This is a genomic window from Advenella sp. EE-W14 (assembly GCF_012923605.1).
Classification (GTDB): domain Bacteria; phylum Pseudomonadota; class Gammaproteobacteria; order Burkholderiales; family Burkholderiaceae_B; genus Advenella; species Advenella alkanexedens.
Genome location: NZ_JAAVNG010000006.1, coordinates 285,317 through 299,694, shown reverse-complemented (window position 1 = coordinate 299,694; position 14,378 = coordinate 285,317). Strand labels below are relative to the sequence as shown.

At 52.2% G+C, this 14,378-nt stretch carries 12 protein-coding genes; 7 read left to right on the top strand and 5 right to left on the bottom strand.

What is annotated here, in order from left to right:
* Window positions 1–168 precede the first annotated feature (168 nt).
* The 4 genes from HCX92_RS03745 to ppc all read left to right on the top strand — a co-directional run bounded on the left by HCX92_RS03745 (window position 169) and on the right by ppc (window position 5,707).
* A complete protein-coding gene (locus HCX92_RS03745; protein ID WP_169293575.1) occupies window positions 169–1,131 on the top strand; it encodes an ABC transporter substrate-binding protein in 963 nt (320 codons plus the stop codon).
* Between the two features lie 33 nt (window positions 1,132–1,164).
* A complete protein-coding gene (locus tag HCX92_RS03740; protein ID WP_169293574.1) occupies window positions 1,165–1,968 on the top strand; it encodes an ABC transporter permease in 804 nt (267 codons plus the stop codon).
* Window positions 1,968–2,747, top strand: a complete 780-nt coding sequence (locus tag HCX92_RS03735; RefSeq protein WP_169293573.1) for an ABC transporter ATP-binding protein — start codon at window positions 1,968–1,970, stop codon at window positions 2,745–2,747. Before HCX92_RS03740 ends, HCX92_RS03735 begins: the two co-directional genes overlap by 1 nt.
* Before the next feature lie 113 nt (window positions 2,748–2,860).
* Window positions 2,861–5,707 (top strand): phosphoenolpyruvate carboxylase, encoded by a 2,847-nt coding sequence (gene ppc / locus HCX92_RS03730; protein ID WP_169293572.1) that lies wholly within the window; start codon window positions 2,861–2,863, stop codon window positions 5,705–5,707.
* A 208-nt stretch (window positions 5,708–5,915) separates the two neighbouring features.
* On the opposite strand, the gene ilvD is transcribed toward ppc, so the two are convergent.
* The 4 genes from ilvD to glnH all read right to left on the bottom strand — a co-directional run bounded on the left by ilvD (window position 5,916) and on the right by glnH (window position 10,119).
* Window positions 5,916–7,781: a dihydroxy-acid dehydratase gene (gene ilvD, locus HCX92_RS03725; protein WP_169293571.1), complete on the bottom strand. Its 1,866-nt coding sequence runs from the start codon at window positions 7,779–7,781 to the stop codon at window positions 5,916–5,918.
* Between the two features lie 26 nt (window positions 7,782–7,807).
* Window positions 7,808–8,536, bottom strand: coding sequence for a glutamine ABC transporter ATP-binding protein GlnQ (gene glnQ / locus HCX92_RS03720; protein ID WP_169293570.1), 729 nt, complete (start codon window positions 8,534–8,536; stop codon window positions 7,808–7,810).
* Window positions 8,533–9,243 carry a glutamine ABC transporter permease GlnP gene (glnP, locus tag HCX92_RS03715; protein ID WP_169293569.1) on the bottom strand — a complete coding sequence of 237 codons (711 nt, stop codon included), beginning with the start codon at window positions 9,241–9,243 and terminating at the stop codon, window positions 8,533–8,535. Before glnP ends, glnQ begins: the two co-directional genes overlap by 4 nt.
* 117 nt (window positions 9,244–9,360) lie before the next feature.
* On the bottom strand, window positions 9,361–10,119 hold the full coding sequence (gene glnH / locus HCX92_RS03710) for a glutamine ABC transporter substrate-binding protein GlnH (RefSeq protein ID WP_169293568.1): 759 nt from the start codon (window positions 10,117–10,119) through the stop codon (window positions 9,361–9,363).
* 200 nt (window positions 10,120–10,319) lie between these two features.
* Between glnH and HCX92_RS03705 the strand changes: the two genes are divergently transcribed.
* Entirely contained in the window at window positions 10,320–11,360 is a 1,041-nt protein-coding gene (locus tag HCX92_RS03705) for a C45 family peptidase (RefSeq protein ID WP_169293567.1), read from the top strand.
* 8 nt (window positions 11,361–11,368) lie between these two features.
* Here the strand turns inward: HCX92_RS03705 and ispB are convergent, their stop codons facing one another.
* The gene (gene ispB / locus HCX92_RS03700; RefSeq protein ID WP_169293566.1) at window positions 11,369–12,334 is read right to left on the bottom strand and encodes an octaprenyl diphosphate synthase; all 966 of its coding nucleotides are present in this window, start codon (window positions 12,332–12,334) and stop codon (window positions 11,369–11,371) included.
* 149 nt (window positions 12,335–12,483) lie between these two features.
* Between ispB and HCX92_RS03695 the strand changes: the two genes are divergently transcribed.
* Complete coding sequence (locus HCX92_RS03695; RefSeq protein WP_169293565.1) at window positions 12,484–13,356, top strand: ATP-binding protein; 873 nt, start codon at window positions 12,484–12,486, stop codon at window positions 13,354–13,356.
* Window positions 13,357–13,401: 45 nt separating this feature from the next.
* Window positions 13,402–14,358 (top strand): Nudix family hydrolase, encoded by a 957-nt coding sequence (locus tag HCX92_RS03690; protein WP_169293564.1) that lies wholly within the window; start codon window positions 13,402–13,404, stop codon window positions 14,356–14,358.
* The last annotated feature ends 20 nt before the right edge of the window (window positions 14,359–14,378 follow it).

Sequence of the window (14,378 nt, the reverse complement as noted above, 5' to 3'; positions counted from 1 at the left end):
GTGTCCAGATGATTCTTCAACCACAAAAAACAATCATTTTCCAAAACTAATTAACCGAATTCCATGGGAATAAATCGTATTTACGCAAATCTGTCATAAAATCTTGGCTTGCCTGGTATTTAAATAACCGCCCCAAAACACACCTACTGTTACCTCGAAGGAAAGATCATGTCTTTAATGAAAAAAGCATTGTTTGTCGGCCTGAGCCTGTGTTTTTCTACCGTATCCGCTACCGCCTCGGCCCAGGAAACCACCAAAGTGGTCATTGGCATGTCTGGCTGGACCGGATTTGCCCCCCTGACCCTGGCACAAAAAGCCGGCTTTTTCAAAAAACACGGTTTGGATGTCGACATCAAATTCCTGCCCGTTAAAGACCGTCTGCTGGCCTACGCTTCCGGCTCTTTGCAATGTGTGGCCACCACCATCGACAGCTTCATCGCCTGGAATGCCAACAATGTACCGGTCACCCAAATATTCATGCTGGATGCCTCCCATGGCGCCGATGGCATCGCGGTACGCAATGACGTTAATGACATCAAGGAACTGAAAGGTAAAACCATTGCCGTGGAAACAGCGGGTGCCTCTCCTTACTTTCTGTTGTCTTACATGATGCACAAAAACGGCATCAAAATGTCCGAAATCAAAACCAACACCCTGTCACCACAGGCTGCTGCCCAGGCATTCAATGCAGGTCAGGTTGATGTAGCCATGAGCTACGAACCCTACCTGTCCACCGTTCGTGAAAACGAAAAAGGCGGCAAAATCCTGGCAACAACCGTTGAATACCCTGCGATCATCGACTTTGTCGGCTGCAACCCCACCTGGCTCAAAGACAACCCCAAAGCCGGTTACGCACTTGTTGCCGGCTACTCTGATGCCCTTGAGATGATTAAAAATAATCCTAAGGAAGCCTATACCATCATGGGCGCCGAAGTTAAGCAGTCTGCTGAGCAATTCGAAAAATCCGCTTCATTCCTGACCTGGAAAACCAAGGAAGACAGTCGCGAATACTTCAAAAATGACATTATTCCCTTCATGAAAGAAGCCACCGACATCCTGATTGACACCAAAGTGATCCGCAAGGCGCCAGCAGACCTGAACGCCCTGTTTGATGCGACTTATGTTAATTAACTCATGCCGTCTTAAGTCTTGAATAACGCAGTAATGAAACCAACACAACACAAAATTTTTGAATTCAGGCCGTTGCATCCCGTTCACCCACGCTTCAAGTGGGTGCTGGGTCTGCTCTTTTTCATTGTATTCGTTGCCGTCTGGGCCGCTTTTACCCTGGGGGGATTTGTTTCCCCCACTTTCCTGGCCAGCCCGCTTACCATGCTTGAAGAGGGATACCTGCTTTTCACGGAATACAATTTTATTCATGATATTGGTATGACGGTCATGCGTGTGCTGGTTGGTTTCCTGCTGGCGTGTCTGGTTGCCGTGCCATTGGGAATTGCCATGGGGGCCTTCAAGTTTATCGAAGCGTTCCTGGAGCCCTTTGTTTCCTTCTGTCGCTATCTGCCAGCGTCAGCATTTATTCCCTTGCTGATTTTATGGGCAGGTGTTGATGAAGCACAAAAAATACTGGTGATTTTTATTGGCTCGGTCTTCCAGATTATTCTGATGGTTTCGGTCACGGTCAGTAATGCCCGCAAGGATCTGGTGGAAGCGGCCTATACGCTGGGCGCCAATAACAAGGGAATCATCCGTCGCGTGATACTGCCCGGTGCAGCACCGGAAATTGCAGAAATCCTGCGCTTGGTGCTGGGCTGGGCCTGGACCTATGTGATTGTGGCCGAATTGATCGGTGCCTCGTCCGGTATCGGTCACATGATTACCAATAGTCAATCCCTGATGAACACAGGCCAGATTATTTTTGGCATTATCACCATTGGTGTTATTGGCCTGATTTCCGACTTTGCCTTCAAGGCGGTCAACCGCCATTTATTTGCCTGGAGCAACCTGTAATGAGTCAGCTGGAAATACAAAACATCAGCCGTGTCTTTCCGGGTAAAAAAGGCACACAAACCCAAGCCCTGACCCCGATCAATTTCAACGTCCAGGAAAATGATTTTGTCACTATCCTGGGCCCTTCGGGCTGTGGCAAATCAACCATGCTGCGCATTATTGCCGGGCTTGATCACCCCACCACCGGCCAGGTGCTTCTGGATGGCCAGCGCATTACCGGTCCCGGTGCCGACCGCGGCATGGTGTTTCAAAGCTATACCCTGTTTCCGTGGCTCACGGTAGAACAAAACATTTGTTTTGGCCTGCGTGAAAAAGGCATGACTGCCGCCGAACAAAAGGAACGCAGCAGTTACTTCATTCACCGTGTTGGCCTGAAAGGTTTTGAACAGCACTTTCCCAAACAATTGTCTGGCGGCATGCAGCAACGTACTGCGATTGCCCGTGCCCTGGCCAATGACCCCAAGATTTTGCTGCTGGATGAACCGTTTGGCGCCCTCGACAACCAGACCCGCCTGCTCATGCAGGAGCTGTTGCTGGGCATTTGGGAGTCGGCCCAAAAAACCGTCCTGTTTGTGACTCATGATATTGATGAATCCATTTTCATGGCCAACCGGATTGCCGTTTTCAGTGCCCGCCCCGGACGCATCAAAACCGAAATCAAGGTTAACCTGCCCCACCCCCGACACTACACCGTCAAGACAACACCCGAATTCATGGAGCTGAAAGCACGCCTGACGGAAGAGATCAGGGCCGAAGCGATTGCGGCGGAACAGCGTTAGATTGTTTTTTCCTTAATCGACGAAAGCCTGTCTTTCAAAATTTTCAATTACCCTTTCTGACATTTGCCTCTACAATTGTTTTTTTCCAATTCATTAAAACGTAGAGACAAAGTGTGAAGAAGACAAAGAGCGAGCAACAGCAAGACATCCGTTTGCTGGGAAAAATCCTTGGACAAAGCATTCATGAGTCCGACGGCAAACCCATTTTTGATGTTATTGAAACCGTGCGGCGTTCTGCCGTCAGTTTTCGCAGAGAGGGCAATATCAATGACAGTGAGGTCCTGCTGGACAAAATCACCTCACTGTCTGATGATGAAGCCAATACCCTGTCAAGGGCGTTCAGTTACTTCCTGCACCTGGCGAACCTGGCCGAAGACCGTGACCAGAACAGGCGCCACCGCCGCATTCTGCTGGAAAACAGTGATGAGCTACGCGGCAGTTTCAAGCATACATTGCTTAAGCTTAAAGAACAGGGGGTGTCACTGGAAGCCATCCGGGAGTTCTTTACAAAGGCATGCATTGTTCCGGTCTTGACTGCCCACCCCACCGAGGTCCAGCGCAAAAGCACGCTGGACCTGCACCGCGAGATTGGGCGTTGCCTGGCCCTGTACGACAAGCCGCTTACCGAATACGAACAGGCAGAGCTTGAGACCGAACTGGCCGGTCATATCAAAACCCTGTGGCTGACCCGCATGCTGCGTTTTAACAAGCTGATGGTGGATGATGAAATTGAAAACGCCATTGCCTATTTCAACAACACCTTCCTGACAGCCATCCCCAAGCTATACAGCCGCCTGAATCATTATCTGAAAACGCTGTCAGAGGACGGGGCAAGTGAGACGCCATCCCTGCCTGCCTTCCTTAAAATGGGCTCCTGGATTGGCGGAGACCGTGACGGCAACCCGTTCGTGAATGCCGACACGCTTAAACATGCCGTCCTGCGCCAATCAACCGCCATTTTTGAGTATTACATGACTGAAGTGCATTCGCTGGGTTCCGAACTGTCACTCAGCACCTCGCTGACCCAAGTGACCAAGGCTCTGCAAACGCTGTCCGACCTCAGCCCCGACCAGTCCAAACACCGTCAGGATGAGCCTTATCGCCGGGCCCTGATTTATATTTATGCCCGCCTGGCCGCCACCGCACGCCTGCTGACCGACCAAAGCATTACCATTCGCAGCACCCATGTGGCAGAGCCCTACACCACCCCTGCCGCCTTTGCGGACGATCTTGAAATCATTATCGACTCCCTGAAACAAAACCAGGCAGGTGCTGTGGTGACTTTGCATCTGGACAAACTATTGCAGGCAGTACGGGTTTTCGGTTTTCATCTGGCCACCCTGGATCTGCGCCAAAGCTCGGATGTTCACGAAAGAATCCTGACCGAACTGTACCGTCGCGCCGCCATTACCTTCAAGGGTAAACCGGTTGACTACGCCCGCTTAAGCGAAGAAGAAAAAGTAGAGCTACTGCTGGACGAGCTCAATCAAAGCCGTCCACTGGTTTCCCCCTGGCAAGGTTACAGCGAAGAAACCACCAAGGAATTGGACATCCTGCGTGCGGCCGCCTTTGTCTGCAAGCGTTACGGCAAACAAACCATTCAGCAATATATTGTTTCCCACACAGAAACGCTTAGCGATATGCTCGAAGTCCTGGTCTTGCAGCAGGAAACCGGCCTGATCACGCAGGAACGCGATGAAAACGGCGAACTGCTGCCCCTGTCAGAGGATGACGGCCTGATTGTGGTCCCCCTGTTTGAAACCATTCCCGACCTTCAGGCTGGCGCCGACATCATGGATCGCTGGCTTGGGCTGCCAGCTGTCAAAAACCGTATCCGGCACGCTCAGAACGGTATCCAGGAAGTCATGCTGGGCTACTCTGACAGCAACAAGGACGGGGGTTATCTAACGTCCAACTGGGCCTTGTACAAAACCGAGCTCGAACTGGTCCGGGTTTTTGAAAAACACGATATCCGCCTGCGCCTGTTCCATGGCCGTGGCGGTTCGGTAGGCCGTGGTGGCGGCTCCAGCTTTGATGCCATTCTGGCGCAGGCACCCGGTACGGTTGCCGGGCAAATCCGCCTGACCGAACAGGGCGAAGTCATTCAAAGCAAATACAAGAATGCCGATATTGGCGGCTGGCACCTTGAACTGCTGGTTTGCGCCACCCTGGAAGCCAGTCTCTCGGCCAAGAACAACACCCGGGACAGACACATGGAAAAATTCGCTCATGCGATGGATCATATGTCTGCCATTGCCGAGGCCACCTATCGCCAACTGGTATACGGCACCCCTGAATTCAATGAATATTACTTTGCCGCGACCCCCATTCATGAAATTGCCGGCCTGAATATTGGCTCACGCCCGGCTTCACGCAAAAGCGGCCAACGTATTGAAGACCTGCGCGCCATTCCCTGGAGTTTTTCATGGGCACAATGCCGCCTGATGATTCCCGGCTGGTATGGCGTAGGCACTGCAATCGAAACCTATCTGAATGAAGGCATACCCGGTGCCCCTGAAACCGCCCGGGAACGTCTTGAGCAATTGCAGGAAATGGAACAGCATTGGCCCTTCTTCCGCACCATGCTGTCCAATATGGAAATGGTACTGGCAAAATCAGACTTGAACATTGGCAAGCAATACAGTTCACTGGTCACGCAAACATCAACCCGGGAAAAAATCTTCGGCATGATTGAAACCGAACACGCCAAAACCCTGGCCATGCTCAAGAAAATTACCGGTCGCGAACTGCTGGCTGACAACCCCGAACTGGTGGCTGCCCTGCAAGAACGTTTTGCCTATATCGACCCGCTTAATTACTTGCAGGTTGAAGTCATTAGCCGCCTGCGCCAGGATGAAAAAGACAATGTCAAAGTCAGCAAGTTTGCCAGCGCCCGCAGCCAGCGCACCATCCACCTGACCATTAACGGGATTGCGACCGGCCTGCGAAATTCAGGCTAAGCCATGCTGGAGGTTCCCACGCAGGAGCATGGGAACCAGCAACCAGCAAAACCAGCAACAACACCACTGTTTCCACGAAGCAGGAAAATTCCCCTCTGCGGAGGGGTGGCAGGCAAAGCCTGACGGGGTGGTTCCCCACCCAGAAACAAACAGCCCTTGCCACCGGACACGGGCACAACAGCGCCCCCATCCGGTTACCGTTAAAAAATTAACGACGCTTTAACTGGCTGACATCACGCACGGCACCTCGGTCGGCCGAGGTGGCCATGGCGGCATATGCCTGCAGGGCCTGTGACACATAACGCTCACGGTTTTCCGGTTGCCATGCACGATCACCCTTGGCTTCCATGGCTGCACGGCGACGCGCCAGCTCTTCATCGGAAATGGCCAGATGAATGGTACGGTTTGGAATATCAATCTCGATGATATCACCTTGCTGGACCAGACCGATATTACCGCCCTCAGCCGCCTCGGGAGAGGCATGACCGATCACCAGGCCTGACGAACCGCCTGAAAAGCGGCCATCTGTCAGCAAGGCAGCCTTGGCACCCAGACCTTTGGATTTCAGGTAAGAGGTGGGGTACAGCATTTCCTGCATGCCCGGACCTCCTTTAGGGCCTTCGTAGCGAATAATCACAACATCGCCTTCCTTGACCTGATCACCCAGAATACCGGCTGTTGCATCTTCCTGGCTTTCATAAACAACCGCCTTGCCGGTAAACTTCAAAATACTTTCATCAACACCGGCGGTTTTAACAATACAGCCATTGATGGCCAGGTTGCCATACAGTACTGCCAGACCGCCATCTTGTGAATAGGCATGTTCATGGCTGCGGATACAACCGTTGGCTCGATCAAGATCCAGACTGGGGTACTGTCTATCCTGACTGAAAGCCACTTGGGAGGGTACCCCACCTGGTGAAGCCTTGTAAAACTCTTTGACTTCCTCTGAGGCATGTCCACTATTGACATCCCACTGCTCAATGGCTTTGCCCAGCGTACCGCTGTGTACGTTACCTGCATTGAGGTCAAGTTTACCGGCACGAGCCAGCTCACCCAGAATCGCCATCACACCACCGGCACGATGAACATCTTCCATGTGGTATTTGTTGGTAGCCGGTGCCACCTTGCATAGACAGGGAACCTGACGGGAAATACGGTCAATATCACTCATATTGAAATCAATCTCTGCCTCTTGGGCAGCCGCCAGCAAATGCAGCACGGTATTGGTCGAACCACCCATAGCGACGTCCAGGGCCATGGCGTTTTCATAAGAGGATTTGGTCGCAATATTACGTGGCAGGACAGACGCATCATCCTGCTCGTAATAGCGTTTGCACAGCTCAACAATCAGACTGCCCGCACGCTCAAAAAGGGCACGGCGCTTGGCATGCGTTGCCACAATCGAACCGTTGCCCGGCAAGGACAGGCCCAGCACTTCGGTCAGGCAGTTCATGGAGTTGGCGGTAAACATACCAGAGCATGAACCACAGGTTGGGCAGGCACTACGCTCGGTTTCTTCGGTTTCCGCATCGGATACGGTGGGATCGCCCGCCTTGATCATGGCATCAATCAGGTCAAGCTTGGCAATGACCTTACCGGTTCCTGGCGCCAGAATTTTACCGGCTTCCATGGGGCCACCCGATACGAAGACAACCGGGATATTCAAACGCATGGCAGCCATGAGCATGCCCGGGGTGATTTTGTCGCAGTTGGAAATGCAAACCATGGCATCGGCACAGTGTGCATTCACCATATACTCAACTGAATCGGCAATAAGCTCACGTGAAGGCAGGGAATACAGCATGCCACCATGTCCCATGGCAATCCCGTCATCAACCGCAATCGTATTGAATTCCTTGGCAACACCACCGGCCGCTTCAATTTCACGCGCCACCAGCTGCCCCATATCTTTCAGGTGCACATGCCCTGGCACAAACTGGGTAAACGAGTTGACCACGGCAATAATAGGTTTGCCGAAATCTCCGTCTTTCATCCCTGTGGCTCGCCACAAAGCGCGGGCACCGGCCATATTGCGGCCATGTGTAGAGGTTTTTGAACGATACTGAGGCATACTGATTCCTAAAACTATCTGGGAGGTTACACAACGTGTTGTAAAAAATCTTTCAAACGCTGACTTGGAGGATTAGATAATAATTCAGATGGCGGGCCATCATGAGCTATTTTACCCTGATCGATAAAAATTAAGCGGCTTCCCACCTTGCGAGCGAAGTCCATTTCATGGGTTACCACAATCATGGTCATGCCCTCTTCGGCAAGATCTTTCATCACCTTGAGGACTTCATGGCGCAACTCAGGGTCCAAAGCCGAGGTAGGCTCGTCAAACAGCATCAGCAAGGGGTTGACCGCCAGCGCCCGGGCAATGGCCACGCGCTGCTGCTGCCCGCCAGACAGCTCACCGGGGTAATGATCCATACGCTCGGCCAGGCCGACTTTTTCAAGCAGGGCAATCGCTTTCTCGCGCGCCTGTTTGTTGGACATGCCGCGGGCATGGATGGGCCCAAACATGACATTTTCCAGTGCCGTCAACTGTGGAAACAGGTTGAACTGCTGAAACACCATACCGGCTTCCCGGCGCAGCTCGCGTACCTCGGCAGGCTTGCCCCGCACACTTAACTGACCCACCCTGATATCACCGCCCTGAATGGTTTCCAGCGCATTGATGCAACGCAGAAAGGTGGACTTGCCCGAACCTGAAGGCCCCACCACCACAACCACTTCACCCTTGTTAATGGTCAGGCTGATATCATCAAGAATGGTGTTGTGGCCAAACTTTTTAACGACATGCTCAAAAGTTACCATACTCATAATATTCGCATCCTACGTTCCATGGTTTTCAGGATCAGTGCGATCAAACCGGTCAGAATCAAATATATAACCGCCACCGCCCCCCAGATTTCAACAGCCCTGAAGTTGCTGGCCATGATTTCCTGGCCCTGCCGGGTCAGTTCGGCAACCCCGATCACGATAAACAGGGAAGAGTCTTTCAAACTGATAATACACTGGTTGCCCAGGGCGGGAATCATGCGGCGAAAGGCAATCGGCCCGATAATGCGCAACAGGATTTTGTAAAAGGGCAAACCCATGGACTGCCCCGCCTCGAACAGGCCTTTGGGCACGGATTGCAAGGCACCACGCACGATTTCCGCGATATAGGCGCCAGAGTTGATAATAAGTGTCGCAATGGCTGCACTCATGCCATCAACCCGCACATCCACCATCAGTGGCAAGGCAAAGTAAATAAACATGACCTGTACCACAATCGGGGTACCCCGGACAATCAGGATATAAGCCTGCGCAATCATGGAAACCAGCGGCAGCACAATACCGCTCAGCGGGTGCTGACGGATCACATCGAGTGAGAACCAGCCCGGCACATACGTACGAATGACCCCCGCCAGCGCACCCAGTACGGCACCGCCAAACAAGCCCCAAAAAGTAATTTTGATTGTCACCAGCGTACCTTGCCATAGGCTGGGCAACGCATCCCAAACAACCGACAAATCAAAGTCCATAAGCTTTTCCTTATTATGTGCAAAACGGCAATACACAAAGTAAAAACGGTGATTGCCCATACAGGACAGCAATCACCGTTTCATATTGCCCTATAAACGCTTCAGGCGCCTGCTTGATTACTTGACTTCTTCACCAAACCATTTGGTATAGATTTTTTCGTACTCGCCATTGTCTTTCAGGGTTTTCAGGGCTGCATTGACTTTTTCCACCATGTCACTGCCTTTAGGGAAAGCAATACCATAGAAGTCACCACTTTGCAATGCGCCCGTAACCACTACTTTGCCCTTGCCTGCCGTGTTGGCATAGTACTGGACGTTAGGCGTGTCGTGCACCACGGCATCCACCCGGCCCGTTGCCAGATCAAGGAAGGCGTTGTCAATGTTCGGGAACAGTTTCAGCTTGGCATCGGGCACTTCTTTTTTCAGGTAATCCACGGTTGCCGTACCGGTTTTAACCGCCACTTCTTTACCGGCCAGGTCTGCCGCGGTTTTAATGTTTTCATTGTTGACGGAAGTCAGGATGGCCAGGCCGCTTTCGTAGTAGGGATCGGAAAAGTCGATGACTTGTTTACGCTCGTCCTTGATGGTGATGCCGGCCAGCGCCGCATCGATATTCCTGGTTTGCAAGCCGGGAATAATACCGTTGAAATCCATGGGTTGCAGACGATATTTCAGATTCAGTTCTTTGGCAATGGCATCCCATAAATCGATATCGAAACCGACATACTTGCCGTCCTGTTTGAATTCAAAAGGTACAAAGGCCGTATCAGTAGCAACAACCAGTTCCTTATCTTGTGCATAAGCTGTGGTTGCAGCTGGAATTGCAAAGGTAATGGCAAATCCCAATAATGCTGCTTTCATTTTATTTTTTAACATGACTACTCCTGAAATCGTATGTTTACACTTTCTGTTCTTCATGCTTTGGGAAATGCAGCCCATTGCATACTAAAGAACATTCAATATAACCCGTTTTATAGGATAATGAACAGTTAAAAATAAGGCCTTAAGGTAAACCCGAAAGCCCGTCACATTTATAGCCGTTTTTTACTTCAGTCTTTCCCGAAAAGGTGCTTTCCATGCTGTCTTACATCAATATCCAGGGCTCACCCCACGAAGTTGGCCGTCAGCTGGGTGAATTTGGCGCTCCTGGCGTACACGCCTTCCTGCTAACATCGCCCGACTGGGCTTATATCACTTCTTTCAAACATGACCCTGACCTCATGGAAATGAAAACCCGGGTACAACAGCATTTTCCTGCCATCTGGGAAGAAATCCAGGGATTGGCAAAGGGTTTGGAACTGGATGAAACCGATGTATTCCTGTGGAATTGCCGGGGCGATATCTGGGCCATGAGCAAAGACGGCTGCACCACCGTACAATACCCGCAAACGGCACAACGCACTGAACGGCGCATTTGCCACAATGAAGACGGCTACCCGGAATTTAACGGTTATTGTGCCATGGCCCGATGCCAGGTCAACAATTCACCCGCTTTTACTTCCTTTGTATATCCGGCCTCGATTCCCGGCCACACCTTTGCGGTGACCCAGACAGGTCTGGCCATGGCCGTTAACAACCTGCGTTCCCGCCATGTGGCAGGCGGCATTCCCCGTATGGTGCTTACCCGGGCCCTGTTAAACCAAGCCAGCCTGGAGCAGGCCGTGGAGCTGCTGCAAACGCTTCCGCGAGCCGGCGGTTTTCATATTAGTCTTGCCCACACCAACAGCCCCCATCTGCTCAGTATCGAATTTTTTTCATCCGCCTGCTCGGTCAAGAGCATCACTGCCGATCAGGTACATGCCAATCATGCCATCCATGACGAAACGTTTAATTATCCGCAAATCATTACCGGGTCATCAGGCTGGCGCCAGTTGCGTGGCCAGCAAATGCTGGCTAAGGGGGTCGGCCACCCGCTAGAGATTCTGGCCGATCAAACCCATCCGCAATTTCCGGTTTATCGCAAGCAAATCAATGACAGCGACCACGAAAACACCCTGGCGACCGCTGACATGCAAATTGGCCCACAGGGTGTTCAATGGCAGGTTTACGATGGTGCCTGGCCAACCAAACCGATTTATGTCTTCAAGGACGCTGATCTGGTTTCCAGCAATATTTAGTGAGCCGATCAGCTATTGCGATCGGTGGAAAAGTGACAAAAGCCGATCAGGGCATCTTTATAGGGAGAGTCAGGAAAGGGTTCCAGAGCCCTTAGGGCACGCTCGGCCTCTTCCTGCGCAATCTTGCGAGTGTACGCCAGGGCATCGGTAGCCTGGATGGCTCGGGCAACCTCGGTAAAATCAGCCTCTCCGGTTTCAATGGCTTTATACACCAGGTCGCGCTGCTCGGGTGTACCCACCTGCATGACACGAATAAGGGGCAGGGTTGGTTTGCCTTCACGCAAATCGTCACCCACGTTCTTGCCCAGGGTTTCGGCATCGCCAGAGTAATCCAGCACATCATCAATCAGCTGGAAAGCGGTACCCACGTAACAGCCATATTCGGCAGCCGCCTTTTCCTGCTCAGGGCTGGCACCGGCAATGACCGCACCAGTCTGGGCTGCCGCCTCAAACAGTTTTGCCGTTTTATAACGAACAACCTGTAAATAGCGTTCAACCGACACGTCGGGGTCGTGAACGTTCAGCAACTGCAGGACTTCACCTTCGGCAATAATCGTGGTGGCATTGGACACGATCTGCATCACCCGCATGGAATCGATATCCACCATCATTTCAAATGAGCGGGAATATAAATAGTCGCCCACCAGGACACTGGCCGCATTGCCAAACACCGCATTGGCCGTACTGCGCCCGCGCCGCATGTCAGACTCGTCAACCACGTCATCATGCAGCAAGGTTGAAGTGTGAATGAATTCGATAATGGCAGCCATTAAATGATGGTCGGCCCCTTTATAACCTAACGCATTGGCAATCATCAGAACCATGGCAGGCCGCATACGCTTGCCTCCTGCGCTGATGATATAGTCGCCAATAGTACGGATCATGACGACCTCAGAGTTCAAACGCTGACGAATAACGGCATCGACCGCTTTCATGTCATTGGCAATAGGGCTAACAATCTCGGCTAAGTTCAAGGTAAATCCAACAGATTAAGAAAAAGAATCAATTTAAAAGGCTGTCAAACTGTGTAATTATATTCGACTCACTCAAATATCACAGTGAAAAACCCTATTTCAGTGATAATGTACCTGTTTTTAATGCTTTTTCAAATTACTTTGCAGCAATGACAAACCACGATTTCACCACCCTGATTGCACGCGCCGAACGCGTTCTGGGCCAGCTTGAAGCATGGCTGCCCCCTGCCCCCCCCACCCCTGACTGGAATGCCACCGCCTTCCGGTGGCGCAAAAAAGGCAACACCGCCTGGCTTGATGCCGTCAAACACATCTCGACCATCACCCCTGATGACCTCAAACATATCGACCGGCAAAAAAACATCATCGAGCGCAATACCCTGCATTTCCTTGAAAAAAAACCGGCCAATAACGTCCTCATGACAGGTGCCCGCGGAACCGGCAAAAGCTCCCTGGTCAAGGCCATGCTCGACAAATACGCCAGTCGTGGCCTGCGCCTGATTGAAGTGGACAAATCCGATCTGGGCGATCTGGCCGATATTGTCGACCTGGTAGCCAACCGTCCTGAACGTTTCATCATTTTCTGTGATGACCTTTCCTTTGAAGAAGGCGAGGCCGGTTACAAAGCGCTTAAATCCATTCTGGACGGTTCGATTTCATCATCCGGTGACAACGTGCTGGTATACGCCACCTCAAACCGTCGCCACTTAATGCCTGAATACATGAGCGAAAACCTTGCAGCCAAGCACCAGAGCGATGGCGAAGTCCACCCCGGCGAAACCGTGGAAGAAAAAATTTCGCTGTCTGAACGCTTTGGCCTGTGGCTGTCCTTCTACCCGTTCAAACAAGACGATTACCTGGACATTGTGTACCACTGGCTGCGTGAACTGGGCTGCCCCGAAGAACATATTCAGGCCAGCCGCACCGAGGCCCTGCAATGGACCCTTGAGCGTGGCTCACGTTCCGGCCGCGTCGCCCGTCATTTCGCGCGCGACTGGGCTGCACGCCACATGGATCAATGAACCCGTTAATAAACAATTAAACCCGTTAAGCCAAAATACACAAACATGTCAAAACCACACATCCATGTCGCCGTTGGCGTCATCATCCGTGACAACGGCGAAATACTGCTGGGGCAACGCCCCAAAGGCAAACCCTGGGAAGACTGGTGGGAGTTTCCCGGTGGCAAAATAGAAGCCGGTGAAACCGTACACCAGGCCCTGTGCCGTGAACTGAAAGAAGAACTCGACATCACGGTTGAACATGCCACCCCATGGGTCAACTTCATTTACGAATACCCCAAAACCATCGTCCACCTTGCCTTCTGGAAAGTCACCCGCTGGCAAGGCACACCCACCGGCCAGGAAAACCAGCAACTGGTCTGGACCCTGCCCGACAATGCAGAACAACTGGGCCAGCTGTTACCCGCCTCTTTGCCGCCGCTTAAATGGCTGGGTATCCCCGACCGCTACGCCATCAGCGCTATCGGTTCGGCTACCAACGCACCTGCATGGCTGGAAAAGCTCGATACCCTGCTGGACCGTGGAATCCGTCTGTTCCAACTGCGCGAACCCAACTGGGATGAAGGTCCCAAAGCCGAATCCCTGAAAACGCTCATGCTGGAAATCCACCAGCGCTGCCAGCAAAAAGGCGCCCGCCTGCTCATCAACAGCATCCACCCCAAGGCCTGGTGGCGTCTGGCCGATGGCGTGCAACTAAGGGCCCAGGACGCTCTCCTGCTGGAAGAACGGCCCTTGCCTGAAGATAAACTGGTCGGTGTCTCGGCCCACAACCTGGCCGATCTGCTGTATGCCAACATCATTCAGGCTGACTTCACCGTGCTCGGCCATGTTTTGCCCACCGCCAGCCACCCCAAGCAGCCACCGCTGGGCTGGGAAAGCTTCACGCAACTAAGTGCCGAGGCCGGCCTGCCCGTTTTTGCCATTGGCGGCATGAATGAAACCCTGCTGCCCGTTGCCCAACAAAACGGTGCACATGGGATTGCGGGGATTAGCGGGTGGTGAACAACCAAGTAAAGGCGAAA

Excerpts from the sequence above, each read along its gene's own strand:
- ilvD (WP_169293571.1), bottom strand. The coding sequence starts at position 7,781 with ATGCCTCAGTATCGTTCAAAAACCTCTACACATGGCCGCAATATGGCC.
- HCX92_RS03695 (WP_169293565.1), top strand. The coding sequence starts at position 12,484 with ATGACAAACCACGATTTCACCACCCTGATTGCACGCGCCGAACGCGTT.
- glnQ (WP_169293570.1), bottom strand. The coding sequence starts at position 8,536 with ATGAGTATGGTAACTTTTGAGCATGTCGTTAAAAAGTTTGGCCACAAC.
- HCX92_RS03745 (WP_169293575.1), top strand. The coding sequence starts at position 169 with ATGTCTTTAATGAAAAAAGCATTGTTTGTCGGCCTGAGCCTGTGTTTT.
- HCX92_RS03740 (WP_169293574.1), top strand. The coding sequence starts at position 1,165 with ATGAAACCAACACAACACAAAATTTTTGAATTCAGGCCGTTGCATCCC.
- HCX92_RS03735 (WP_169293573.1), top strand. The coding sequence starts at position 1,968 with ATGAGTCAGCTGGAAATACAAAACATCAGCCGTGTCTTTCCGGGTAAA.
- HCX92_RS03690 (WP_169293564.1), top strand. The coding sequence starts at position 13,402 with ATGTCAAAACCACACATCCATGTCGCCGTTGGCGTCATCATCCGTGAC.
- HCX92_RS03705 (WP_169293567.1), top strand. The coding sequence starts at position 10,320 with ATGCTGTCTTACATCAATATCCAGGGCTCACCCCACGAAGTTGGCCGT.
- glnH (WP_169293568.1), bottom strand. The coding sequence starts at position 10,119 with ATGTTAAAAAATAAAATGAAAGCAGCATTATTGGGATTTGCCATTACC.
- glnP (WP_169293569.1), bottom strand. The coding sequence starts at position 9,243 with ATGGACTTTGATTTGTCGGTTGTTTGGGATGCGTTGCCCAGCCTATGG.